The sequence below is a fragment of the Paenibacillus sp. FSL A5-0031 genome, assembly GCF_001956295.1.
In the GTDB taxonomy this organism is placed as follows: Bacteria; Bacillota; Bacilli; order Paenibacillales; family Paenibacillaceae; genus Pristimantibacillus.
Window position 1 is genome coordinate 127,755 of the sequence record NZ_MRTD01000018.1, and the last position, 26,236, is coordinate 153,990.

The window sequence follows — 26,236 nt, forward strand, 5'->3', positions numbered from 1 at the left end:
TCGTATTAGACCAAGAAATATCGAATCAAGCCTAAGAGGGCGAAGCAGAATAAAGCGGTACCAGAACCAATACCTGTAATTGCGCTATGGGCTACCTTAAGCTTTGGAGATATGAATAAAGTACTGATGGCAACGGCAACCAACAATGCAGCAAGTAAATATAAACTGGGATCATTGAAAACATGTTTCAAACTAATAAAATGAATACCAACAATAAAGGCAATCCAAGGGGAAACGTATTTGCTGCGTTTTGTTTTTATAAATACAAAAGCACCCGCACCAGCCAAAATAATCTCAGTGTATACCGAAATCAAATAGTTTTTGAAAGATGATTGATTAGACAAAGCGGAGGGTGCGTCCCAGTTCGTTATACTAAGGTAGACGCCTGCCAAGCATACTAAAAGTGCAATGCCAGATGCTATGCCAATGTATTTGCGCCAACTCGCTCTAGGATTTTCTTGTGCCCAGCCAAACCAACTGAAACTAAACATGCCAAATATAGCTGCATACATAGTGTAATCTCGAAGATAATCCATACAAACCCTCCTGTTGGACAATTGTTTTATTTGGATTCCTTTTCCATTATACCATCAGTGGGCTTTTTTAGATTAAAAGGTTTTCGGTTTTATAGCATTGAAAATAAGTAAAGTGCTGGGAATACACGGTAATTCATGATAGTATCTATAGTACACAAACCTAATTAAACTCAAATCCAATATATAGGAGGAATGTACATGTCTAATACCACAAATGAAACAGCGGTTGAAGCTTTATTTAAGCCCTTTGTCTCCAAAAATTTGCAGGTTGCCAATCGTATTGTAATGGCGCCAATGACAAGAGGATACTCCCCAAATGGAGTTCCAGGGGCTGATGTTGCGGCTTATTATCGTCGGCGGGCGGAGAATGGCGTCGGTCTTATCGTTACTGAAGGAACCGTAATCGATCATAAGGCTGCTGCTGCAAGTCCGAATTGGCCTCACTTTCATGGGGAGGCTGCGCTGAGCGGCTGGTCCAACGTGGTAAAAGAAGTGCATGAAGCCGGCGGTAAAATTATTCCGCAGCTATGGCATGTTGGGTTAACGCGCAAAATTGGCGACCTCCCCAATAACGAAGCATTGCCAATTGGTCCTTCGGGACTTAATCTATCAGGTGAGAAAATAACAGAGCCTCTAACGGAGAAAGAGATTGGGGATGTTATCGCTGCTTACGCACAGTCAGCGGCAGATGCAGCACGAATCGGCTTTGATGGTATTGAGCTTCATGGCGCGCATGGTTATTTGATCGATCAGTTCTTCTGGGACCAAACCAATAAACGGACTGATCGTTATGGCGGTGATCTTGCAGCGAGGACACGTTTCGCCGTTGAAATAGTTGAGGCTTGCCGTCGTGCAGTCGGAAAAGATTTTCCAATCGTATTCCGATTCTCACAATGGAAGGCAGGTCATTATGATGCCAAATTGGCGGAAACACCTCAGCAGCTTTTGCAATTTTTGACGCCGCTTGCTGATGCGGGAGTGGATGTCTTCCATTGTTCAACGCGGCGATATTGGGAGCCGGAGTTCAAGGATTCTCATCTAAATCTGGCAGGATGGACGAAGAAGCTGACAGGAAAACCAACGATAACTGTAGGCTCAGTTGGGCTGGACAATGAATTTAGAAGCAGCAGCGGGGACGCAGCGAAGCCGGCCATTCTGAACAGCTTAATTGAAAGACTGGAAATGGAAGAGTTTGATCTGGTAGCCATAGGCCGTGCACTGCTTGCTGATCCAGAATGGGCAGCCAAAATACGCGACAATCGAACAGATGAGCTGCTGAGCTATGATGCAGGCGCTACAAAAACTTTATATTAATGTCGTACACGATAGAAGAGGAGCCTGTAATTAGGCTCCTCTTCTTCTTTATGAACTAACTGACAGAGTAACTCACTCATTCATTCGCTTGAGATAATCTCTCCTCCTCCAGATCCTCTCATCGCGTTTTAGCCTGCCATTGGTTTCTTAGAAGAAATACGAATACTTGCAAATAAACTCATTAGTATTAACAAAAGATTAAATCCCATCGTTACAATCAATCCCGATTGCATCGTCATTCCGGCAGCCTGACTAACGACAAGGATAGCACCGCCTATACCGATGACCACACCCGGTGTGAAAGAATCTGCAAATTGCAGATTAGCGGAGGTCTCGCCAGCTCCGTCATCACTAGTATGGGCAAATGCAACCGCACCGCTCGTTGGATGGGATAATCCCATTCCAATTCCTGCAATGATTTGCCCCATTACGGCCAAGGCAACCGTTACGTTTGGAATCCAAACGACTAAAGCAAAACCTAATGTGAGCAGCAGCACGCCTAAAATAATTCTTCTGTTGCGCCCGCGGCCTTGGTCTGCTGTATCCCAGCGCCCTTGCAAATAAGCAAAGAGACACCAGCTAAGCGCCGCGCTGGCAACAATTAATCCGGCATGAGCGGGATTAATGCCTTTGATATCGATTAGAGCTAACACAAGAAAATTTTGTGTACTGACATATGCGGCGAAGAAAAGTCCACGCGTTGCTAGAATAGCCGGCATTCCTCTTCGGAATAGTAGAGTGCCCGTAGGCAGCAGCTTGCGCAGTGGATATGACATGATGGCTAAGCCGGCAATGCTTAATACAGCTCCTGTAATTTTGGGCAGCATGCCAAGTCCAACGAGGAAAATACCAGTACCTATCGTTAAAAATAAAGCCATCCACGTAGCGGCGGCACCATTTCCCTCCCTTGTACCTTGTACCTTCAATTTTCTAAAAGCCGGCAAGCTAAGAATGGCTGACAAAACAATAATCGGCAATATGCCCCAGAACACAAATCGCCAAGACCACTGTTCTGCAATCAAACCGGCAACGAATGGACCGAGCATAGACGGAAGGACGTAGGCTGTACCGAATGCACCGAGTATTTTGGAACGCAATTCATCGGGATAGCTTAAGGAGATAGCGGTGTATACGCAAGTCATCATCGCACCAGCACCAAGGCCTTGCAGCGCTCGCGCCGCAATCATAACGAACATATCGCTGGCAGCAGCTGCAGCAATCAGACCCGCTATAAACAAAACAAGTGCAATCGTAAACGGTGCTGCTGGCCCTTTTTTATCAATAATACGACCGACAACCAGGGTGCCAACAATCTGAGCAAGCAGATAAGTGCTGAATATCCAGCCAAAGAGATGAATGCCATTCAAATCACCGGCGATGGAAGGAGCGATCGTGGTTACGGCTAGGCCCTCAAATCCTACTGCCATCACTGACAAAATAATTCCTATCGATAGTGCAAAGTAACGCGGACTGAAAATGCTTTGATGATTCGGCATTGCCTTTAACCTCCAACAAAATTTTTTATGTATACGCCATATCCGGATACTTAGTAAACATATTTCTTTATAAAGTTCAGGCTACCGTTCGGCTTTGACTTTGTCAACATTTTTATTTAAAATGTAGAGAGTGATATAGAGTCAGTTGCCTCAAAAGGAGGTCCCTATAATGAGTGGAAGTCAAACGAACAAAGATTCCTCAACAAAGACGCGAAGAGGAATTATTAATCTGCTGAAGCAGCAGGGTGGTATGGATGTTATGGCATTAGCCTCAGAGTTTCTATTATCTGGAATGGCTATTCGCCAGCATTTAAATGCGCTGAAAGAAGAAGGATTAGTTACGTATGAAGAAGAAGCTCGTCCGATGGGACGACCGGCTAAGCTGTGGAGATTGACGCCTGAAGCTGATCGATTTTTTCCAAGCGGGTATTCAGAATTGTCAGTTAGTCTGCTTCAATCTATGAGAGAGGCTTTCGGAATCGAGGGACTGGATAAGCTGCTGGCGGTTCGAAATAAAAATATGCTGGAGCAATATCTTTTCCAACTTGGCGGGGAACCTCATCTAATTGGAAAACTGGAGAAACTGGCTGATATTCGCACAAAAGAAGGTTATATGGCTGAGATCAAGGATCTAGGCGATGGAAGCCTGTTGTTTATAGAGAAGCATTGTCCGATCTGTGAAGCTGCTGCTGCTTGTGCCGGGTTATGTAAAAATGAGTTAAGCCTCTTTCAATCCGTGCTAGGCAGTGAAGTTCAGATCGAACGCGTAGAGCATATTTTGTCAGGCGGAAGAAACTGTGTTTATAAGGTTATGGAACAAAATAGTTAGCTGTAAAGTACTTTGAATCCTTTACTAGGCGGCAGGATTTATATAAATTAGACATATTGAAGGCTGCCGAGAGTTTCTCGACAGCCTAATTACGCCAGAGGCAAATGATTTTTATTTAAAAAGTGATGGATTCACCATCAATGGGTATTAAAATATGTTTTGAAAGTTCCTTTTCATCAAGGAATGCTTGTAATTCTCTTCGAGTTAATAAGCAGTGATTGAGTGCTTCCATATGTGAAACGATAATGGTTGATTGCGGAGCTGCCATATAGGTTTGATAAATGTCTTCTTTTGTCATAATGATCGGATCGCCTTGAAGAAATTGTGCAGCCCCTCCATTTACAATGATGACTTCAGGACGATGCAGTCTGATGCTGTCCTCAACATCATTGTACCATATCGTATCTCCTGCAAGATAAAGTGTTTTTTCATCCGTATGGTAAAAGACAACGCCAGAAACCTCGCCCATCATCTTTCCAATTTCGCCAATACCATGTTTTCCGTTTGTTCTAGTTAAGCTAATGCCTTCTATATACGTAATACGATCTATCGATTGTACATTTTGAAAACCTGCTTTTCGGATGACTGCGACATCATCTTCAGACTGTGCAATAATAGGAATAGTTTTCGGCAATGCTTCGATCGCCGCGGCGTCAAAATGATCAGGATGTAAATGAGTGACAATAACGACATCTGCATCTATGATCTCTTCGATGGGGAGATCTACTGTTGGGTTAAATGTATCCTGATTCAATGTATTTGGAAACGGAGGATTTGCCCCCTTTTTCGCCAAAAATGGATCAATCAAAAAGGTTTTATTTGCAATCGCTCCTTTATAAATATCTAAAACAGACCCTAATTCAAATGGCGGTCAGTAAGAAAGTCCGTATTTCCTGCAATCGGCAGAGAAATAGGGGCTTTTTTTGGTGATCTGCTTTTAAGTGGGATGTTTTATTTCTGTGGATTTAAGGTCAGGGATAGAATTTTAGCGCTCGATAAAACGTAAGATTTAAACTGCAGATCATTTTTCGTTTAAATTCAGTTTACAAAGGTACGTTACCATCACGTTATCAACAGTTGTATAGGAGGAATTACAATGGTTCATGTAAATAACAAGAAAATAGAGCCAAACCACGGTGACTGGGCTGTCGAAGCGAACGGACTCGTAAAAACTTTTGGTGAAAATCGGGCTGTGGATGGCGTGAATATGAATGTACGCGCGGGTTCAATTTACGGTGTGCTTGGTCCGAATGGAGCAGGCAAGACCACAACGATTAGTATGCTCGCAACCTTGCTTCGTCCAGACGCAGGCTCGGCGCGAATCTTCGGGCACGATGTAGTAAAGGAATCGCAGATTGTTCGTCAATTAATTGGGGTTACCGGCCAGTACGCATCGGTTGATGAATCACTAAGCGCTACAGAAAACCTAGTTATCTTCTCTAGGCTGTTAGGGCTTGGGCGTTCAGAAGCGAAGCGTAAAGCAGATGAATTGCTTGAGGAGTTTGGTTTGACGGAAGCAGCGAAGCGGCCATTGAAAAACTTTTCCGGCGGCATGCGCCGCCGCTTGGATTTGGCGGCGAGTCTTATTGCACAACCGCCGCTTATTTTCTTGGATGAACCGACTACAGGGCTCGACCCGCGTACGCGTGCTCAGATGTGGGATACGATTCGCCGATTGGTGAAGACGGGGTCGACTGTGCTGTTAACGACACAGTACCTCGATGAGGCGGATCAATTGGCTGATAGAATCGCAGTTATCGATCGCGGTCGGGTAGTGGCAGAGGGCACGGTGGATGAACTGAAAGCTTCAGTAGGTACCTCCTCATTGCAATTGAGAGTAGTAAACCCGCTGGACATCGAAGCAGCTCGTCAAACGGTTGAACATGTGCTGAAAACACAATCAATTGTGTTATATGAAGCCGGAATGATTACGGCCCCTATGGCGGATGCCGATTTGGTCACAGATCTGCTTATCGCACTGCGTGAGAGAGGGATTCATTTGGCAGAAATGAGCGTACAAAAACCGACCCTAGATGAGGTGTTCCTCACAATCACAGGTCATGGTGTTAAAGAGGACGCTGCACAAGCGTCCGATGTATCCAATAAAGCGGAGGCGGTAAAAGTATGAAAAGCACTTCCATTCAATCAGGATTTGATCGTGAGCTGAAAAACCACACGAGCTTTGGTCAAACCATTCGTAATTCATTAACGATGGCTTATCGCGGCCTGCTTAAAATTCGGCGCACACCTGAGCAATTGTTTGATGTTACACTTCAGCCAATCATCTTTACTTTAATGTTTACCTATATTTTTGGCGGTGCCATCTCTGGCGACGTAATCAGTTATTTGCCCGTCATCATTCCCGGCATTCTCGTACAGACTGTAATTACGACCTCAGTCGTTACTGGCGTTCAATTGCGCGAGGACATGGACAAAGGTGTATTTGATCGATTCAAGTCATTGCCCATCTCACGAATTGCTCCGTTAGCTGGAGCTTTGCTTGCAGACACCATTAGGTACACGATTGCTACTGTACTCACTTTAACTATGGGATACATTATGGGCTATCGTCCTGATGGAGGCCTCGATCATGTGGCCATCGCTGCTCTACTTGTGATCTTCTGTTCTTGGTCAATCAGCTGGATTTTCGCTTTCTTTGGCGTCATTGCCCGTACTGCCTCAAGCGTACAAGGGATATCGATGATTGTGCTGTTTCCGCTGACGTTTCTTTCCAATGCCTTTGTACCGGTTGATACAATGCCGAAATGGCTTCAATGGTTTGTCAACATCAATCCGGTCTCGCATCTTGTGAGTGCCGTCCGTGATTTGACCAACTCTGGAACGGTAGGCTGGGATTTGGCTATCTCTCTGATCGGAGCAATTGTGATCGTAGCGATCTTTGCACCGATTACGGTTCGTGCCTATATGCGCCGGACATAATGAACAGCGTGATGTTCAGACAGTGCTAGCGCCAAGCTTCACCAATCACTTTAATCAAAACGGCAGAAATGCCGTTTTTTTGTTTTATTTTTTTATAGTGAGCTCTAGTGAAGTTCGCGAATTTCCATAATATGCTATGATCATTGGTAGAAAAGTATAGAGGATATCATGAAACGAATCAGCCATTTGGAAAGGAAAGATGACATCAATGAAATATGGGAAATTAATCGGTGAAGGCAATACCGCATCGGTATATGAATGGGAAGAAGGTACAGTGCTTAAGCTTTTCGTTCACGGTTATCCAAAAAGTGATGTAGAAAGAGAGTTTAGAAACGCACAAGCCATTAATGAAATGAACTTCGCAAAACCAAAGGCATATGAAATGATTAGTTGTGAAGAGCGTATGGGTATTATTTATGACAAAGTGGAGGGCGAATCACTGCTCGATTGGGTTTTGAAAACAGGTGATCTCCATGGATGCGCGGAACATATGTCCAAGCTTCATAAGTCGATTTTAGAGAACAGAGTTAGCACTAGCGATGTGCCGGATTACAAATCATTTTTAAAATACAATATAACAAATGCGTCATCGGCTAATGGAGTGGAACAAGAAGGTGTATTGCAAAAATGGAGTGAATTGAAGGATGGAGACACACTTTGTCATGGTGATTTTCATCCAGGCAATATTTTATTATCCAATGGCCAGACAAAAGTTATCGATTTCATGAATGTGTGCCACGGACATTTTTTATATGATGTTGCAAGAACTGTATTTTTGGTGGAGTATACACCCGTGCCTGAAGGTACAGAGGATATAAAAGTGGTTAGGGGATTAAAGAGAACATTGGCAGATTTGTATCTTGTCCAAATGGAGGTTACCCGTGAAATGATACAAGACTATTTATCGGTAATCATTGCGGCTAGAGTTGGAGAATGTCCTGACGAACCCCGCTGGAGAGAACAGCAGTAAATGGCGGCTAAAGTGGAGAAAGAAAAAGACAGCCTCCAGTTGAATGGAAGGCTGTCTTTTTTTTGCAGCTATGCACTAGTGATTGAAGGCTTGCTCTTTTTGCTTGTTCAAGGCGATGAAAACAGTAAATAACAGAAGGATGATTCCAGTAAAGATGAACCCTTCGATAATGTTGAAAGGAAGCCATCCCAGAACGGATGAGCCTGCAACAACACCAAGAGAGAAGAAGGCATAGAAATATCCATAAGCTTTCCCGCGAAGCTCAGCTGGCGTAGCTCTAATGAGCATCGTATTGATGGATGGGAACAAGAAAGCAAAGCCGATACCATATAGTCCTAAAACAAAATAAAGTCCTAATGTCGTTGATGATTGGCTAATAAGCAGCTGACTTAATCCCATTAAACCCATGCCTAATGCCATCGTTCTTGATGGGGAAACGCGATCGAATATACGGTTTGTAGGAAGTACAAACATGAGAACGGCAATGATCCCGAAAGTGCTCATTAGCGTACCGCTTAATTTGGAATCATATCCAAGCGTTTGAACATGCAGAGGCAACAAATATGCGATTACACCTTGAGAGAACATTAAGAAAAAGGCACCGCCATAAGCTTTCATAACACCTGCATTAAAGAATGAGCCTGCTGCTTGTTCGACCGTTTTTTCTTTTTCTTTCTTTAATGGTTTGTACTTGCTTAGAAAAATAGCAGACAAAATGGCGAGTGCAAACCCTAATACAGCCACACAAGTAAAAACGAAGGGTACGGAAGTTTTGCTTGCCATAATTCCGCTGAAAGCAGGTCCAATAATGGCGGCTAATCCAACAAAGGTACCTGTGAAGGCAACTTTTTTCCCTTGCTCATTATTTATCGTAGTATTTGCAGAGAAAGTAAACGCAGCTGGAACAATTAAGCCGGCCACAAAACCATGAATGATTCGTACGATTATTAATACGACTGGAGAGTCAACAAATTGATATAACAGCAGTGCGCTGCTTGTCAGAAGCAAACCGATCATTAGTATTTTGAACGGCCCTACCTTATCCGTCATAATACCAGACAATATGTTGCCAAACGTATTGGTTAACGAATAAAGCCCAACAACAATGCCTACAATAAACGAGCTTGCACCAACGGAAGCGGCAAAAGTACTCATAACCGGCAGCTGTGTAAATAAATCTATAAAAGAGAAAAACACGATACTGTACACTAATATGGCATAGTTAAAAGGTTTTACGCTAAATTTGGCTTGTGCCTTCTTAAGCTGCCAATCGAGCAAAAAGTTGCCTAATGGCACAAAAGCCGCAATTACTGCTGCTGCAGGCCAAAGCAAACTCCACTTCACTCGAATAGCTGCATAAAGTATCGCTACAGCATATAAACTGAAAATCCCCCCGTGAATACTTCCCATAAGCGTCACGGCTTGCTCTATTCCCCATATATATTTCAAGGGCATAGCGATACATAGTAATAAAAGCAATGAAATACCATCTAAAAAACCTGTGATTCGTAAAATGTGAATTGGATGTCCTCGCACTTTTCATGCTCCTAATATAGATTGAATTGATCTCTCTATTCTAACATTTAATTAGGCGATAAAAACAGAACGAGGCAGATGGAAAGTGAAGGTTCAGCAACAAATATGAGATCAACGATATATTTCTGGAAGTTGTCGTCAGAAATGGTGAATTCGAAATCTTATTATATGTCCCAATTAAAGCTTGACCTTGAAGTATACTTCAACATTTATGCTCTATCTTATCAATTACGGCTATCCATAATTGAAGTTTGAGATGAAGTTGGAGGTTATGTATGATGCGAATATTAGAGGTAGTTGTTATTTTACTCATTATTGCAGTCACGGCGGGAATCCTATTTGGCAAAAGGGAGCGGCGGCTGAATGCAGTGTTATGTATGTCCTTAGTGTTGGTTGTATTCTTGCATGGAATAATCGATCATTTTCGCATACAGATGGTTCCGGCCTATGGTGCTGTTTTAATGCTAATCTTTGTATTGCTCCTTAGATTGGTTAAGCCGCACAGCAAAGTCCGCACTAAGCGTTTGTTAAAAAACAGTTTGCTAACTGTTGTCGTATTGGCTCTTTCGGTTTCTTCTGTATATTTGAGCAGACTGCTGCCCGTATTTACAATGCCTGAACCAACCGGGAGTTATGGGATTGGGACCATTTCACAGCATTTAACAGATGTGACGCGCGATGAGATCTTAACTGGAGATGACCTGAGTGACAAACGGGAGCTTATGGTGAATATTTGGTATCCTGCTGATCGGAGTAAAATGGAAGGTAAGAAAGTGGAGCATTATCCAGCTGAGCTCGGGGATGCGATCAGTTTGGTATTTGGTATTCCGAAGCAGATATTCAGTCATGTCACAGCAATTCCTACGCATGCTGTTGCTGGAGCGGAGTTGTCTTCAGATAAAAGCATCTATCCGGTATTGCTGTTCTCCCCAGGGATTCGATCAACCCGGTTCCAGAGCATAACAGCTATCGAGGAGCTGGTCAGTCACGGTTATATTGTTGTCGGTATCGACCATCCCTATACGTCAGCAAAAGTTAAATTTCCTGATGGACGCTCTGTTTTTTATGAAGCAACACCTGAGTTTCCAACTACGGCAGAGCTATACAAGTACAACATCCAAGGCGTTGGCATTCGTGCAGCAGATGCATCCTTTGTGCTGGATACGATAACAAAATGGAACACGTCGGACCCTATTGGCTTGTTCGAAGGCAAGCTCGATTTAGATCACGTTGGCATATTTGGACACTCCTATGGAGGAGCAACGACTGCTGAAGCACTCGCACAGGACAAGCGATTCAAGGCAGGTGTTAGTTTAGAAGGCGGTTTCTGGGGTGAAGTTGCCCATACCGGATTGCAGCAGCCCTTTATGTATATGATGTCCAGCATTACAGCAGCGAGCTTAGATCCAACGAATACGAAAAAGAACAATTATTTCTATGAGGAGTTTACTCCTGATTTGGAGTCGGTGATGACGAGAAGCACAAATGACACTTACTTTTTGACCATCGATCATTTTAATCATCAGAGCTTCACGGATATAGCGCTTATATCGCCATCAATTTTTGCTAAGGGCATTAAAGCAGCGCATAATATTGATATAACTCGGTCCTATGTAAGAGCCTTTTTTGATCAATATTTAAAGGGTGAACAGCAGGCACTCCTAAACGGGTGGTCGCCGGAGTATCCCGAAGTGAAGTTTGATGAGGTTTATACAAAAAAGAGGATGTAATTGAACTATTTTTGCTAATAGTCTGGGGGACACTCATGGAAGGGATGACACGCGGTGAATTGGCAAAGCAAACGGGATTAAGCATGGCTGCTATCCGCTACTATGAGGAGAGAGGGCTTTTGCCTGCTCCCCGCCGGGTAGCAAGTGGGTACCGAATATATTCTGATGATTATCTTGTAAAGATTAAATTCATCAAAGATGCGAAATCATTAGGTTATTCGTTAAAGGAAATCCAAGAAGGTTTGCAAATGCTTAGTCAAGACATGGATGAGGAGTTGTTAAAGGAATTAGTACGGAATAAAATTATGGAGATCGATGAAAAAGTTAAAAAGCTGCATGGCATGCAAAGGATGCTTTCCGGCTTGCTTGAAACCCCGCAAGGGGACATCCAAAATTATTTGCGATCATTTCGTACGTTGGACGATTGAGTATGTTGGGATGAAGACAATGGAGCTAATGGGGCTTCATTGTCTTTTTTATGACAAGTCACAGAAGATGGCAGCTAACCTATAAGTCATTTATACTCCCAGACGGCGCATCTCTAAGGCCAAATGATACCAAGGGCCCATAGTTCATGATTCGGATCATCATCTTGGCCATTTGCGTCGGGGTTTGGCTTAGTCTAGATTCGATCCAGTGCATGAATATGCCAAAGTTGGCCGATGTCATATAGGCTACGACATATTCGGGCGGCATGACGACTTTATGCTGAGGCAAGATTTTGATTTTCTCATAAATATGTGAAGCGAGCAATGTGCGAAATTGAATGGCCAACGACATGTCACCCTTTGGTCCAAACATAATGCGAAGAAAATCGGCATGACGGGCTAGCTCTTCGAAAATTTTGATGCTTTGCGGATACGGTTCATCTTTGTCGAGATACGTTCTCGCTTCCATGATATCGAATTTCATGACGCATGCTTCTACGGTGGCAAATACTTCGTCTTTCAGCTGCTGTAGCATATCAGGCACATCTCGGTAATGCAAGTAGAAAGTGCCTCGGTTCACATTCGCCCGGTTAGCAACATCAGTCACAGTGACGGTATCAGCACCTTTTTCTTCAATCAAGCTCATCAGCGCTTCATATAAAAGCTGCTTGGTGCGAATTTGCCTGCGATCAAGTTTATCACTCAAGGTATATAATCCCCCTATTTTTCGAGTTAATGAACAGACGTTAAAAGGAATGATGAGTAATGAACACTGCGGATAGAAGTGATTATTGTACTTTTCCCTCATCTCATTATAATTAACAACATGAACGCTAATCAACACCTTGTTAATTAATAGAGAGAAGGAGCGGATAGAAATCATGGGGATTTTTAAACAAAAAATAACGTGGATCGGAATGTTGATCGTTCTGGTCGTGCTCGTCGTCTTTGGAGCGGCAATGATGGGATCGGTGCTTGGCACAAAGCCCAAGGATGTACCTGTGGCGCTTGTCACGCTTGACCAATCTGTGAACATCCCAACTGGCGGTTCGCTCGCGGTGGGTGAAATGTTGAAACAAAAGCTGACGGAAAACGATCAGTTGCCCATTTCTTGGACGATTGTTAGTTCGGAAGAAGAAGCACGCGCAGGGATTGACAATAGAGAGTATTATGGAGCATTGATTCTTCCAGCTGATTTGAGCGCAGGAATCGCCTCATTAGCTGGACCGTCACCGAAGCCTGCGACTGTTCAGATTATTGTGAGTGAAGGAGCAAGCTCGCAAGCAGCAACGCTAGTCAAACAAAGTCTCGGTCAAGTGATGAAAATGACTGGAGCAGAGTTGTCCAAGTCGATGCTTGTACAAATGGGTGAGAAGACGCAGCAAGTACCGGTCGCTGTTGCCCAAGCCTTGCTATCTCCAATCAATGTACAGGATGAGACTGTGCATGCGGTCGGTACGAATAATGCTGCTGGCAATGCACCAGGTTTATTGACACAAATTATGTGGATGGGCAGCTTAGTGACAGCTTTGATTCTGTTTATGGCTTGCGGCAATGCGATGAAAGCTGGGGCAAGCAGATTGTCCTCAATCTCGATGCAGCCTGTAGCAGGAGTTGTCATTGTTGGTATTGCATCAGGATTTCTCGTCTGGATGGCTTCTTCTTGGTATGGGATGGAGCTGTCGCAGGCGTGGGATACGTGGTTATTCCTATGGCTGGTGGGTGCGACATTCTATATGCTGCAGTCCGCACTGCTGAACTGGATTGGCATGCCGGCAATGGGGATTCTCGTACTGCTTATGTTTTTCTCTATGCCGCTGCTTAATATGGCACCGGAGTTTCTGTCCCAAACATCGCATGATTGGATCTATTCGTGGACGCCGCTTCGATTCGCCGCTGTAGGAATGAGGGAGGTAATGTACTTCGGAGGACTGGATGCAGTCAGCTCCAACGCGTACATGTTGTGGTACATTGGAGGAGGTTTCCTTCTAATTCTGCTTGCTGCTAGTTTTAAGAGAGAAAAAGCGGTTTTATCGCAGGCTTCATTACAAAATAGTTATTAAGCTATATTAGTTAGTTATTAGGCTATATTAGTTTGATTAGATGCCACTCCTTTGGTAGGAGTGGTTTCTCTTTTTTTAAACGTATATTTTGCTGCCAATTCCCCGTTTTTGAGCCGAGGGACGGTGACGTGCAGTGCTAACGGACATCAGTTCCGTTAAGTTTGAATTTTAGAGGGTTTCGACATTTTAACGGACATGAGATCCGCTATTTGTGCTGTAGCACTCAAAAAAGACTCGATTTAAAGCAAATAGCGGAACCTATGTCCGTAAGACAGCCAAAAGTAGGCGAATTTACGTATATAGCGGAACGTATGTCCGTTAGACACGCAAAAGTGGGCGAATTTACACAAATGGCAGAACTTATGTCTGATAGACATGCAATCGGAGCGATTTACGTAAGAGCGGAACGTATGCCCGTAACATGCTCGTGCAGCGGGGTTTGGCCTATTTTTAAGGAACTGTAATGGTATGAGAATGCAATGTTTCCAATCCACAAAGGCGATTGCTGGATGAATCTGAACTCTATTCTCCGCCATAACTCTGAGTGTGAAGGTGTCGACTCAAAACCATACTTTAAAAACATACTTTAGTATCTATATGCATCACTTCTTTGTAGATATATTACTTATATCGAGCGGGTAATTATTATGCAAAGGAGTTAGAATATGAATGCAAACAGGAAGACGGCAATAACGGTTGGGGTATTGTTTTTTATAGCAACGACTGTCTATATGGCGGGAAATGGGCTTATAGAATCGGTTATAAACTAGCAGTTGTTTCTTGAACATCTCTACCCGGACAGAACGAAAGTAATAACAGGTATGTTTTTAGAATTGATAAATTGCGCAGCCGTTGTCGGTATTGCCATGCTGATGTATCCCATACTGAAAAAACAGGATGAGGCTTTGGCACTTGGTTACTTTGGTTCGAGAATTATTGATTCTGTACTTCTCATCGTGAGTATAGTCGCCTTGCAATTGCTAGTCCTATTAAGTGAGCAGTATATTGCTTCAGGAGCAGCGGATAGGAATGACTTTCAGACCGTGGCAGCTTTAGCTGTAAAAGGACATTTTGCGGCATTTGATATGGGGATGTTAGCTCTTAGCGTGGGTAGCTTGATATTTTGTTATTTATTGTATAGATCAAAACTTATTCCAAGAATCATATCAATTATTGGACTAATTGGATACGCAGCTTTATTCGCAAGTGGATGTTTCGGTATTATTGGCCATGACGTAGGAATGGTACTGTATATTCCGGGGGCAATCTTTGAAATCATTTTTCCAATATGGCTGATTGTAAAAGGATTTAACTTATCGGCGATAGATGCTCAGGCAATAAAAAAATAACGGATACGCATGATAAACACATCGAAACGGGTGTGTTTTTTTATGTTAGTTGGAACTCCATAAACGAATATTTCGTTGGTCACACTTTAATTGAGAACGATTTTCAATTATAATGAATAAAAAAGAAATGCATTAGAGGAGAAACATCATGAAGTTCGAAGAGCAAATTGCGATTTGGAATCATTCAGCTGCTAAAATATTTGATATTAGGCACACGGTCATGAATGCCGGAGAGTGTATGTTAAATTATCGCTTTCCCGCTAGTGGCTTTATTTTTGGAGTTCGTGGCTCGGCGCATCTGATACTTGACGATGTCATTCATCAGACACGGCGATCTTATTTGCTGCACGGGTCAAAAGGGATGATATTGGAGATTGAAGCGAAGGAAGAGTTTGAGTTTTATTTTTTATTTTATCGAGCGAAGCTCGCTTTTTCTGGCTGGAGGGAAATGAGGCAGTGGCTCGAGCGTAAAAGTCCGTTTGAAATCCAATATGGATTTGAACCGGAGGAACCGCGCGCCATGTTATTTCTGATGTCCTCGATGGAGCAGACATTGAAAAATTCAGGCAGCCTTGGCAGTGTGGAGATAAAGGGTTTATTTTATCAATTTGTTCATGAGGTATTGCGGAATCAAAAAACGTTCGATTCGAAAAACGGTCAAAAGGATCTCGTGAAGCTAGTGATACGTTATCTTCATAATCACTATCAAGAAGGAATCACGCTTGATTTTCTTGCGAATCAATACAATTATAGTCCTCGTTATTTATCGACGAAATTTAAGCAGCAAACGGGAGCTAGTCCCATTGAATATCTCATTCAGATCCGTATAAATGAATCCAAAAAGCTGCTGCTGGAGACGAGGTCATCCTTGCGGGTTATTGCGTCGCAAGTCGGGTATGCGGATGAATATTATTTTAGCCGACTGTTTAAAAAACAGACCGGTTTGTCTCCAGTACGATATCAGGCCATGGAACGAGAAAAGGCAACATCGGAAGATAGTCCGCGCTTCAGTTCTAAATTGTCCATTGGCGCCTCAAGATTACGACGCTATAGTGTAATTGGTAGTGATAATCATTACCAATACAAAAGCGGAGGTTTTATTAGTATGAAAAGGAATAAAAAATCTTTACTAATCCTGAGCACGCTGCTCAGTTTAACGTTACTGCTAGGCGCTTGCTCTGGTGGGGGGACGAATGTTGGGACTAACTCTACTGGATCTGCAGTAAACGTTACCGCAACGGCTTCACCAAATTCCGAGACGGTAAGTGAAGAAGGCACTCGCACGATCTCTACTATTAAAGGAGATGTCATCGTTCCAGCAAACCCAAAACGTGTTGTTGTTTTGTATATGCTAGGAGACATCGTTGCACTAGGTGTCAATCCAATCGGGATTTCCGAGGTGTATGACGGGGCGGCTTTTTCAGAGCAATTGAAAGGGGCAGAATCATTAGGACATTGGGATGAAACGAGTCCAGAAGCAGTAATGGCGCTTGATCCTGATCTGATTATCGTGAATTCTGAGAATAGCTACAGTAATTTAAAGGATATTGCGCCAACTGTTCTCATTGCTGCCGATCAGGTATCTACAGAAGAGCGGATTATGAAGCTAGGCGAGGTATTCGGCAAGGAGAAGGAAGCAAAAGCGTTTCTGGATGATTTCAACAACAAAGTGGAACTTAGCAAGGAGAAGCTTCGTTCGGCTGGAATACTTGATAAAACGATCACGATTGTCGAAGGCGACAAGAAGGAAATGCTGGTTATCGAGAGCAAGCAGTATGGTCGTGGCTCCCAAATCGTTTACGATTATTTAGGCATGAAAGGACCAGAGATCATTCAGAAGAAGCTTGAAAAGTCGAAAGCAGCTGAAAGCCAAACGATCTCTATGGAAGTAATGCCGCAATATGTTGGGGATATATTGCTGCGTAGTTCGTGGGAAGGTATGGACGATTTGTCAGACAATCCGGTTTGGAGCAGTATAGCTGCAGTTAAGGAAAAGCGTGTAATAGAGGCTCCTTTTGGTTTGTTTTATTACACGGATATCTATTCCCTAAGGACTCAGCTTGATATGATTACGAATAGCTTGTTAGCTACGGCTGCAGGCAAGTAATTTAGGATGGCTGCGATAAAAACCAACCGTTTAAATCCCGTATTTCGCGGCAGAGCTTTCTTTGGGCTATTTCTTCTCCTTGGCATACTGCTGCTCTTGATAGCCGCTGCCGCATCAATTTCATTCGGTGCAGCACGAATGGATATTTCTATTGCTTGGACTGCAGTATTTTCTTTTAATCCGGACATACCAGAACATCAAATCATTCAAGCACTAAGGTTTCCGCGAACAGTTGCTGACATTATAGTAGGAATCAGCTTATCGGTGGCTGGAGCGATCATGCAAGGAACGACCCGCAATCCGCTTGCTGATTCAGGCTTAATGGGCGTAAACTCGGGGGCAGCTTTTGCCATGGTGCTCGTTCTTGCATTTATACCGGGTATTAGTTATATGGATAAGCTGCTTGTATGTTTTGCAGGAGCGGGTCTTGGAGCCGTCATGACTTACCTAGTCGCATCACTTAACAAACGAGGCATGACTCCCCAGCGGCTCGTCCTTGCCGGCATGTCCATTACAATGCTGTTTGGGGCAATGGGTACTTTTGTCTCTATTCGATTTAACGTTGGACAAGCGCTTTCCTATTGGACAGCCGGCAGTGTGGCCGGGGCAACTTGGAGTGAGCTCGCACTAATTGCGCCTTGGTTTGTAGGAGGAATGATTCTTGCTTTTGTTTTGTCTCCTTCCATTGCCATATTAAGTCTTGGAGAAGATATTGCGGTGGGCTTCGGGCAGCGTATAACGCAAATCAAGCTATTATCTACGCTAGCAGTTCTCATCCTTTCCGGCTTATCTGTTGTACTTGTTGGCCCTATAGCATTTGTTGGGCTAATCGTTCCCCATTTAATGAGGCTAATCGTCGGTGTTGATTACCGATATATCATCCCAGCATCAGCTGTATATGGCGGCATTTTCATGTTGGCTGCGGATTTGACGGGGCGGTTAGTTAATCGTCCGAATGAAGTAGCACTTGGCATTGTGTTTGCAATGCTTGGTGTCCCGCTTTTTCTGTTCATTTCGAGCAGAGTGAGGAGTGACCTTGAATGAATGCTGAGCTAAGTCGTATAAAGCCATCAGCAGTTGATCCATATAACCAACGAGCGAAGCGCAAACGGATTTTTATCGTGGCCTCATTGTTCGTTCTTCTTATCGCTGGCGCGATATGCAGTATGAATCTCGGTAAAATGTCGCTTGGTCCAGTCGATGTCATTCAAACGTTATTTGGCAATGGTACAGCGAAAAACGAGTTGGTCGTATTTAAGTTTAGACTTCCCCGCATCGTGCTGGCTGTGTTAGTTGGCATGGGGATGGCCGCTTCAGGTACAGTCATGCAAGGCATTCTTCGCAATGATCTGGCTGATCCGGGAATGATTGGCATTAGCGCGGGATCAGGCTTAGCTGTATTACTCTTTATTTCTACTGTCGGACTTACAAGTATGTCCTCTGCTATTTTTTTGCCATTGCTCGCCTTTGTAGGCGGATTGCTGGCTGCATTATTGATTTATTTGCTGGCTTATAGAAAAGGAGCGTTTCCTTCTCCAACCCGTCTTATTTTAACAGGTGTCGCTATTAATGTAGGACTCGGTGCAGTAACGTTGTTCCTGACGCTTAAGCTTAATAACGATCAGTTTGTATTCGCGCAAAAATGGCAAGCCGGTTATCTGTGGGGAGACGAATGGAGCTATATCGCTATTCTAGCCCCTTGGGTTTTGCTCTTATCCGGTTACGTATGGTATAAATCTAGCCTGCTGAATACGATTGGTCTTGGTTATACAACAGCTACAGGAGTAGGCGTGAACGTCCGAAAGTCGTTTGTGAGCTTGGCGCTCGCAGCAGTTGCTTTGGCATCAGGCAGTGTTGCTTTGGGAGGCTCGATTTTTTTTATCGGTTTAATTAGTCCGCATTTGGCACGCAAGCTAGTAGGCTCGGACCATAAGTTTCTATTGCCTGCATCAGGTATGATCGGTGGAATCATTCTACTTAGTGCGGATACAATTGTCAGGGCACTTGTGTCAGGACCTGATATGCCAGCTGGAATATTTGTAACGATGCTTAGCGTTCCTTATTTTTTGTATTTGTTAATGAGGTCTTCTTAAGAAGGCGCAACAAACAAGAACAGAAACAAGAACCACTTCGTCCGAGGGGGTTCTTGTTTTTGTTTTGCTGTGTACAGCACTCGGGGCATTTGTCATTGGGGGAATTTTAGTAAAAAGTAACTTCGGACTGTAGTTGACGCTTGTAAACGATGGTTATTATAATTTATTTATGAATATTCCAATATTATCGACGAAGTTATTAATCCCACCCCTGCTACTTTATCTGTCACCTTCTGAATCCCGCACCTACGCAACTTTGAGTATTATCGTCACAAAACCATTCCCATGCTATTATGATATACATCACTACAACCAAATTTTAAAGGTCCGGAAACGTTGATTACCACATGATACCTGTAACAGCTGCATTTCGCAGAGTTTAAGCAAACCATGGATATGATTAGGGAGAACCGTAGGAACATTGACCATTCAATGGCGAAAATACAACATCTGTATGCTTATCTACAATCGTAACCTGCTCAAGTTTTTCTAACGGACATCAGTTCCGCTATTTGAGAACCTTGGGAGGTTTTTGAGAATGTTACGGACATAGGTTCCGTTATATGTGTTGAAACACTCCAGATACTCTGGTTTTTTAGTTAATAACGGAACCTATGTCCGTTAAGATCAAAAAAAGAGCTAAATCTGTTAAATAGCGGAACCTATGTCCGTAACACCCGCCACCCAAGCTGCTTCTTCTGTCACAGTAAGAATTCAAACGCCCCATGCAACTTTGACCCACACAAACCCAGGCCCAAGCAACATTGAGAATACCGATAAAAATCCACGCCGATGTTACATTGAGTATTACCGAGACAAACCTACGCCCAAGTTACATCTAGTATTACCGGAACAAACCCACGTCCAAGCAACATTGAGTATTACCGAAATAACCCCACGCCGATATTACATTGAGCATTACCGACACAAGTCCACACCCAAGCAAGATTGAGTATTTTCGTCACACGTACACACCCACGTAATTTTGACTATCACCGTCACATTACTTATTCTCATGCTACTAGACGTATACCGTTACAATGGAATTTTAAAAGTACGGCAACGTTGGTGGCCACTTGATACCTCTAACAGTTGGAGTTCAACGAGTTTGTACAAAATACGCCTTGCATGTCGATCACTTACTCTGAGATGCTCTGCGAGTTCTAAAGGAGTTATGGGTCGGAGCAAACGTCGTGCTAGTCGTAAGGTCTCCGCTTCAGAGCTCATTAGCTGCGAAGGCACATCTGAAGAAATGAATTTACCTATGAAAGCAAGAACGAGCTGCTGGCATTGTTGCGGTTCATCCGTGATAGAGGGGTAAGCAACAGGCAGCAGCATCCAACCGTCAAGAGATAACAAACAATGCCTTCTACACAAATCTTTAAATCGTCTTACATCAAGATCTCGAGCATGGGACGCATAACCTTGAATCTCAATTCCACCTTTTGCGCCACCTGGCATATAGGCAAGATCCAGATATCGATAGCCATTATTGAAATCGCGCACTTCCCATTCAGGCAGCAGATGATCGAAATGTCCGACAGCAGGGAACCATACTGATCGTAGAAATTCAATTGTGCCGTGGCCAAGTCCCTTATTGAGCAATTCAAGTCTTCTATGATTACTCTCTGAATCAATATTGGATTGTAACCATTCCTTATATTTGTGTTCAAATTGAGATGCCATAACATACACTTCCCCTCTGCAAAATAAAAATGCCGCTGTCATACAAACACTCTCCCAAGCAGGGAATGGTTGTATGGCAGCGGCGTGTTCTTCACGACCTATGTTGTCAGTATATCTTCAGCTGACTATTTCATCAATAGCTGTTATTTCTAATATTTATAAGTGTCTCAGAGTTTTTGTAAGATGCACTATTAATTGAACAAATACGATATATTATTGATATACAGCTTGAGAAACACGCCAAAACAATTGATATCTAATCAATTTTTCTCAAGAACCCAACTGATAACTCAGCTTATAAAATCGAAACAATCCTTCGCACCATAATACCTTCATAATAGAGAAGACATAATTGACTAAAAGCACTAAAAGCACTAAAAGCACTAAAAGCACTAAAAGCACTAAAAGCACTAAAAGCACTAAAAGCACTAAAAGCACTACAAGCTCTGCAAGCTACTACAACCTAAAATGTTTTTTTAATCATGTAATCCATTTGTTTAAGCTCGTAGGAACCAGACTTTGAAGGGTAACCGTAAAATATCCCGTGAAATATCCAATAGGAGGTTCGGCATGAAAGCTAAGATTGTTATTATAACAGGAGCAAATTCGGGGATCGGAAAAGCGGCAACGCTGAAATTTGCTACCGAAGGATATCATGTTATCATGGCTTGCCGCAATTTGCAGATTAGTAGACCTGTGCAACAAGAAATCATACTAGTAGCAAACAATGTTAATGTAGATTTGATGGAGCTGGATATTTCATCGTTTGATTCTATTCGTTTATTCTGTGCTGCATTCAAAGCTAAATACTCACGTTTGGACATTTTAATACATAACGCAGCTTACTTAAATCATGGAGAAAAGCAATATAAGCTTAGTCCTGAACATATTGAGCTATCTTTTGCTACTAACACATTTGGTCCCTTCTTAATGACTAATTTGCTGACAGACCATCTTCAAAAATCGCAGGATCCGAGAATTCTAAATGCCTGTACGACCAATATTAAAAATTTTTTCGATCCCAAAAGAAAAATCGATTTCGATAATTTGCGCGGTGAACTGCAAAACAAGCAGCGTCACAGTGTATATAAGATGTACGGAGACTCCAAAATGGCATTATTGATATTAACCTTCAAATTAGCAGATAAATTGAAAAGTAAAGGAATTAAAATCAATGCGCTTCAAATTAACCGAGTAAAATTATCAAAAGAAACGATTAGCAAACTTAGCCCATTTTGGAAAGTGCTTGCTACGGCTCAAAATTTAACGAATCCGCCACCAGCCGGCATGGCAGACAACTATTTTTATATTTGTACTTCGGATGAATTCCGCGATGTGACAGGCCACCTAATTAACCACAAGCGAGAGATAGTTGCACCATCCAAAAGCGAAAAAGGTGTAGAGCAATTGAAGAACATATTTGGTTCAGGAAGCTATCCTAAATACGCTATCGACATCGAAATTTCGGAGAAACTATGGGGATTAAGCACGGAGCTGACTAGTAATTTTTATTAGTCGTAAGCATAACAGGAGTAGCAGAAGTTAGAAGGAAATAATTTAAAGACTGAAAAATAAAGTGTTAGACTGACGATGCGACGATGCTTCATTAAGCTAACGAGCAGGATACTTTAATCACTGCTCTAATACTTTAGTGGTGAGATTCAAGCCTTTCATTGTACTTTCGGATAGTTACATTTAATGTTAGTTGAGGTGGTGGTTGATAATTGAAGAAAAAACTATGGATACCAATAGTACTTCTTATAGTGGCATTTATTGTATGGATATTAATGTATACATACCCAAAGCACTATAAATTTACGATTCAAGGGGTATTGTATCAATTGGGTGAAGAAAATAGTGATTTTGTGAAGCCAGATACCATATTTGTAAATGGTAAAATGAAAAAGAGCATAAAAGGAGTAAGAACATTCACAGGAATAATCGATATTAAAGGTGAAAATATACCTGTTCCAGAAGAGCATCGACAATTAAAGATTACACTGAGCGAATATGGTGAAGCAGTTCTATTTTATACCTATAATGAAAAGGGACAGCCTAAACATTTTGCTTACGGTAATATTTTTATTAACGACGATTTTAGTAAACTTACAATTTTAAAATTTACAAAAGATGCTAGGAACCTTGATCAATCAGGTTTTGATGGTCGTAGCGGGTATATCATATCAGCACCTGCACAAAAAAGGGATGATGCATTGGAGATCACAAACGAACTGATACATGGTTCTCTGAAAGGAGACATACTAAAATGAAGGGATGCCTACTTAACTAACGGTTAACTTTAGCTTAATCATATCTGGAGGTTATGTATTTATGGAACGACTTTGGCCATTTGAAGATCCTGAAAATTAGCTGTTATTACAACCCATAAAATAATGAATAGACATAGCCCTATTCTATAAGTATCCCATGACAGCGATGATGGAATGTGTCAGTTTCTCGATGGTGAAGATGTGATTGAATTAGACGCTAGTATTCTAGGGTTAAAAGAATGAATAGACATTGACCCGAGTTTGGTCCAACTTGCTGATCTGCCAATTGGATGGACAGCATGGAGGGAAACTAAATTCAATCGATGGATTAGAGGAAAAAGATAAGAACTTGATATTCAACTAACGGAGAACGTTAGTTCAACAAAATAGCCGCTAGCCCGAACTTTATTTCAGGTTTGGGCTAGCGGCTAATGCAGCTTAATGATTCAATCGAGAGGCAGTTGGCAGTTGTTAATTCATCAGATTCTCTATCCGATCTGCACGGATCCAGCAAATTTCCTTGATATCTAAGGTCGCTTTGAAGTCGTCAATCAAGGTAAAACGATCTTGAAGACTGACCAACGACTCAATACGGAACATATCTCGCAGTCTATCAAGTCCACCCGAATCGATGTTGAATAACGCAAACGCATCCACGTCAAGACTCATAATAAGTTTCTTTACTTTGTCTTCCTTACTATGTTCCATATAGAATTTCCCAAGTATTTTAACCCTAAAAGCGTCTGAATCAGGGTTCACATAGAGTAATTCAATAGCTTCTTCTTCAGGAAACCGTTCTTGTACATAATTCTGTAATTCAATTTCATCTTCCTCATACGAATAATCGAATGCAGATACAACTCTGCTTTGATGAAGGATGGTGAAACCCCAGCCGTGGTCTTCGAAATTATAAAAGTATAATACAGGTACGCCAGCAGTCATTTTTATAATATCCTCAGGATAGGTGTCACTAACGTCTGTACCTTCCGTAAAAAACACGCTCCATTTGTCATTAAGCGGTTTTATAAAAATGGGATTGAAGTCTTCGATAGCTTTCCTATGTATATTCAATACAAGACTGCCTGAAGTAAATTCACTCATTTGTTTACCCCCGTAATGTCATATCATCAATTAAGATTAATATTTCGCTGGATACCAGCTAATCACCTTCATTTTCCAAGAGTATTGCTATCGGTTTGTTAAGCTAACGGGCAGGATAGCGTAGTGTATGCCTTGAATTAATGAAAAAAGAAAATGCCATTTTGAACGGAGGGCTTTATGAGGTTTGAATATGAACTAACAGGTATTGGTTGGGCTGATGGTTGTATTGAAATGAGCTCAAGTACAGTTTACTTCGCAACAAGCTATGTAACTGATGCTCTTAATGACATGTTAAAGGCACTAAATGCACTTATTCCAGAAGTCAGTCTATATGCTGTTTCAGAGACTCAATTTGAATGGAACGAGGAGCCTGGTGGAACCGTTTGGACATTAAGTAAGATTAATGATGATTCCCTACGTGTACAAATTATGTCTTTTGAAGATTTAAGTAACAAGAAAAAGCAAGTTATTGGACTAGATGAAACTGGTTCTATACTGGAATTTACAAGGACAGTTGTTCAAGCACTGGACTTATTGCTAAAGCAACATGGACGGAAAGGTTACAAAGAAAAATGGATTAATTATGACTTCCCTATGGATAAATACTTGAAGCTATAAGGTTTCACATCGAAAACGATAACACTAACGGGAAACGATAGTTGAATAACGTATTGATGAGCAGCTGCTGCGGTGGCCTGCTCATTAATGGGCAGGATAGCATGGTGTCCGCCAGTTATATTTGTTCAATTAATGACAATCATATATCAATCACATTCAAGGCTAAGTTGATGATAAAATAGCTTTAAATACAGAGATTGATGCTGCTGACACGAATAAGTGTCTGGCAAGGGGGGGGGCATTACCAATGACTGATTTAAAAAAGTTCAAGCAATTATTAAAAGATACATTTGAACAAGAACTAAAAAAGCATGGATTCAATGGTACAGGCGGTAAGTATAGAACAAAACCAAATAATCATTTCATCTATACTGTCAATATTCAAGCTGATAAAAATGGCGGGTGTTGTTGTGTTGAACTTGGAGTATACATAGACTTCATCCCAAACCCTTTGGGTGCTCATGTCCCACTTAATAAAGTTTCATCCTATGATTGTGATTTTCGGTGGCGACTTTCAGACCTTGAAGATGAAGACTTATGGTGGAGTTATGGTGAAACGGAAATCGAAGCCCTTGAAAACATCGGACATATGACAGAAACTTTTGTAGAATACGGTTTACAATACTTTGGGAGTTTCATTAATTTCCCTGAATGTCTCACCGGTATTAGCGTAGAGGACATGGAACAAAGGAATAAGAATGTAAAACGGTTAGGTGACGTGCTAACAGATACTAGACTAGCATTAGTTATTTCTAGAGTGCATTTGCAGGTGAATAACAATGAGCAAGCTATTTCTTTTGCAACTTGGGCAATTAATCGGATTGGAGATAAAATAGTTGGTAGTGCTTTGATTCCTGAGTTTAACGAGATAATTAACAAAGCAACTGCTGTAAAGAGGTTGCAATGAAGGTGATAGATAATTGAACTAACGGGACACGATAGTTCAATGACAACAGGCTGTATCGTTAAATTACCATCGCATCTTATTCAATGATTGGGGTATCTAAATGCATAAAAGCATTCATTGGCATGCGTTTTTCAAAGTGAATACAGAGGAAAAGTCTCGAAAATTACTCTCAAGATTCGAAGAGATTTGTGAGACGAATGCTGTCCTTTTATCCTGTGAACGTTATTGGAAGGATTCGGCTTTATATGATGTTGGTTTTAGCA

Annotated in this window: 23 protein-coding genes; 16 read left to right on the forward strand and 7 right to left on the reverse strand. The window is 42.1% G+C overall.

All coding sequences use genetic code 11. The features are described from left to right. Positions 1-5: 5 nt before the first annotated feature. A complete protein-coding gene (locus tag BK120_RS26480) occupies positions 6-536 on the reverse strand; it encodes a hypothetical protein (RefSeq protein WP_076270505.1) in 531 nt (176 codons plus the stop codon). Positions 537-734: 198 nt separating this feature from the next. On the opposite strand from BK120_RS26480, the gene BK120_RS26485 reads away from it, so the two are divergent. Beyond that, entirely contained in the window at positions 735-1,850 is a 1,116-nt protein-coding gene (locus tag BK120_RS26485) for an NADH:flavin oxidoreductase (RefSeq protein ID WP_076270506.1), read from the forward strand. A gap of 128 nt (positions 1,851-1,978) precedes the next feature. On the opposite strand, the gene BK120_RS26490 is transcribed toward BK120_RS26485, so the two are convergent. Further along, on the reverse strand, positions 1,979-3,346 hold the full coding sequence (locus tag BK120_RS26490) for an MFS transporter (RefSeq protein WP_076270507.1): 1,368 nt from the start codon (positions 3,344-3,346) through the stop codon (positions 1,979-1,981). A 169-nt stretch (positions 3,347-3,515) separates the two neighbouring features. On the opposite strand from BK120_RS26490, the gene BK120_RS26495 reads away from it, so the two are divergent. Next, on the forward strand, positions 3,516-4,175 hold the full coding sequence (locus tag BK120_RS26495; RefSeq protein ID WP_076270508.1) for a helix-turn-helix transcriptional regulator: 660 nt from the start codon (positions 3,516-3,518) through the stop codon (positions 4,173-4,175). A gap of 115 nt (positions 4,176-4,290) precedes the next feature. Here BK120_RS26495 and BK120_RS26500 read toward each other — a convergent pair whose 3' ends face one another. Next, positions 4,291-5,016: an MBL fold metallo-hydrolase gene (locus tag BK120_RS26500; protein WP_076270509.1), complete on the reverse strand. Its 726-nt coding sequence runs from the start codon at positions 5,014-5,016 to the stop codon at positions 4,291-4,293. A gap of 255 nt (positions 5,017-5,271) precedes the next feature. Between BK120_RS26500 and BK120_RS26505 the strand changes: the two genes are divergently transcribed. The 3 genes from BK120_RS26505 to BK120_RS26515 all read left to right on the forward strand — a co-directional run bounded on the left by BK120_RS26505 (position 5,272) and on the right by BK120_RS26515 (position 8,085). Continuing rightward, entirely contained in the window at positions 5,272-6,303 is a 1,032-nt protein-coding gene (locus BK120_RS26505; protein WP_076270510.1) for an ATP-binding cassette domain-containing protein, read from the forward strand. Continuing rightward, a complete protein-coding gene (locus BK120_RS26510) occupies positions 6,300-7,115 on the forward strand; it encodes an ABC transporter permease (RefSeq protein ID WP_076270511.1) in 816 nt (271 codons plus the stop codon). Before BK120_RS26505 ends, BK120_RS26510 begins: the two co-directional genes overlap by 4 nt. Positions 7,116-7,314: 199 nt before the next feature. After that, on the forward strand, positions 7,315-8,085 hold the full coding sequence (locus tag BK120_RS26515; protein ID WP_218639604.1) for an aminoglycoside phosphotransferase family protein: 771 nt from the start codon (positions 7,315-7,317) through the stop codon (positions 8,083-8,085). 75 nt (positions 8,086-8,160) lie between these two features. Here the strand turns inward: BK120_RS26515 and BK120_RS26520 are convergent, their stop codons facing one another. Then, positions 8,161-9,621, reverse strand: coding sequence for an MFS transporter (locus tag BK120_RS26520; RefSeq protein ID WP_076270513.1), 1,461 nt, complete (start codon positions 9,619-9,621; stop codon positions 8,161-8,163). A 275-nt stretch (positions 9,622-9,896) separates the two neighbouring features. Between BK120_RS26520 and BK120_RS26525 the strand changes: the two genes are divergently transcribed. Together BK120_RS26525 and BK120_RS26530 are read left to right on the forward strand one after the other, a co-directional pair. Next, complete coding sequence (locus tag BK120_RS26525) at positions 9,897-11,351, forward strand: alpha/beta hydrolase family protein (protein WP_256711032.1); 1,455 nt, start codon at positions 9,897-9,899, stop codon at positions 11,349-11,351. Between the two features lie 35 nt (positions 11,352-11,386). Next, positions 11,387-11,779 carry a MerR family transcriptional regulator gene (locus BK120_RS26530; RefSeq protein ID WP_076270514.1) on the forward strand — a complete coding sequence of 131 codons (393 nt, stop codon included), beginning with the start codon at positions 11,387-11,389 and terminating at the stop codon, positions 11,777-11,779. 79 nt (positions 11,780-11,858) lie between these two features. On the opposite strand, the gene BK120_RS26535 is transcribed toward BK120_RS26530, so the two are convergent. Further along, entirely contained in the window at positions 11,859-12,485 is a 627-nt protein-coding gene (locus BK120_RS26535; protein WP_076270515.1) for a TetR/AcrR family transcriptional regulator, read from the reverse strand. Between the two features lie 175 nt (positions 12,486-12,660). Here BK120_RS26535 and BK120_RS26540 point away from each other — a divergent pair, with 175 nt between their 5' ends. From BK120_RS26540 to BK120_RS26565, 5 genes are all read left to right on the forward strand, one after another. Further along, the gene (locus BK120_RS26540; protein ID WP_076270516.1) at positions 12,661-13,842 is read left to right on the forward strand and encodes a YhgE/Pip domain-containing protein; all 1,182 of its coding nucleotides are present in this window, start codon (positions 12,661-12,663) and stop codon (positions 13,840-13,842) included. A 773-nt stretch (positions 13,843-14,615) separates the two neighbouring features. Then, positions 14,616-15,191: a DUF4386 domain-containing protein gene (locus BK120_RS26550; RefSeq protein WP_083682492.1), complete on the forward strand. Its 576-nt coding sequence runs from the start codon at positions 14,616-14,618 to the stop codon at positions 15,189-15,191. A 148-nt stretch (positions 15,192-15,339) separates the two neighbouring features. Further along, positions 15,340-17,298: an AraC family transcriptional regulator gene (locus BK120_RS26555; protein WP_076270518.1), complete on the forward strand. Its 1,959-nt coding sequence runs from the start codon at positions 15,340-15,342 to the stop codon at positions 17,296-17,298. Positions 17,299-17,304: 6 nt separating this feature from the next. After that, complete coding sequence (locus BK120_RS26560; RefSeq protein ID WP_083682494.1) at positions 17,305-18,342, forward strand: FecCD family ABC transporter permease; 1,038 nt, start codon at positions 17,305-17,307, stop codon at positions 18,340-18,342. After that, positions 18,339-19,391 (forward strand): FecCD family ABC transporter permease, encoded by a 1,053-nt coding sequence (locus BK120_RS26565; RefSeq protein ID WP_083682496.1) that lies wholly within the window; start codon positions 18,339-18,341, stop codon positions 19,389-19,391. The genes BK120_RS26560 and BK120_RS26565 overlap by 4 nt, the downstream gene beginning before the upstream one ends. Before the next feature lie 1,035 nt (positions 19,392-20,426). On the opposite strand, the gene BK120_RS26570 is transcribed toward BK120_RS26565, so the two are convergent. Further along, positions 20,427-21,077 carry a transcriptional regulator gene (locus BK120_RS26570; protein WP_076270541.1) on the reverse strand — a complete coding sequence of 217 codons (651 nt, stop codon included), beginning with the start codon at positions 21,075-21,077 and terminating at the stop codon, positions 20,427-20,429. 570 nt (positions 21,078-21,647) lie between these two features. On the opposite strand from BK120_RS26570, the gene BK120_RS26575 reads away from it, so the two are divergent. Together BK120_RS26575 and BK120_RS26580 are read left to right on the forward strand one after the other, a co-directional pair. After that, positions 21,648-22,592 carry an SDR family NAD(P)-dependent oxidoreductase gene (locus BK120_RS26575; RefSeq protein ID WP_076270519.1) on the forward strand — a complete coding sequence of 315 codons (945 nt, stop codon included), beginning with the start codon at positions 21,648-21,650 and terminating at the stop codon, positions 22,590-22,592. Between the two features lie 209 nt (positions 22,593-22,801). Further along, positions 22,802-23,347, forward strand: a complete 546-nt coding sequence (locus BK120_RS26580) for a hypothetical protein (RefSeq protein ID WP_076270520.1) — start codon at positions 22,802-22,804, stop codon at positions 23,345-23,347. Positions 23,348-23,818: 471 nt separating this feature from the next. Here BK120_RS26580 and BK120_RS26590 read toward each other — a convergent pair whose 3' ends face one another. Beyond that, on the reverse strand, positions 23,819-24,448 hold the full coding sequence (locus BK120_RS26590; RefSeq protein WP_076270521.1) for a hypothetical protein: 630 nt from the start codon (positions 24,446-24,448) through the stop codon (positions 23,819-23,821). 177 nt (positions 24,449-24,625) lie between these two features. On the opposite strand from BK120_RS26590, the gene BK120_RS26595 reads away from it, so the two are divergent. After that, positions 24,626-25,066 carry a hypothetical protein gene (locus tag BK120_RS26595; protein ID WP_076270522.1) on the forward strand — a complete coding sequence of 147 codons (441 nt, stop codon included), beginning with the start codon at positions 24,626-24,628 and terminating at the stop codon, positions 25,064-25,066. A gap of 247 nt (positions 25,067-25,313) precedes the next feature. After that, positions 25,314-25,973 carry a DUF4304 domain-containing protein gene (locus BK120_RS26600; RefSeq protein ID WP_076270523.1) on the forward strand — a complete coding sequence of 220 codons (660 nt, stop codon included), beginning with the start codon at positions 25,314-25,316 and terminating at the stop codon, positions 25,971-25,973. The last annotated feature ends 263 nt before the right edge of the window (positions 25,974-26,236 follow it).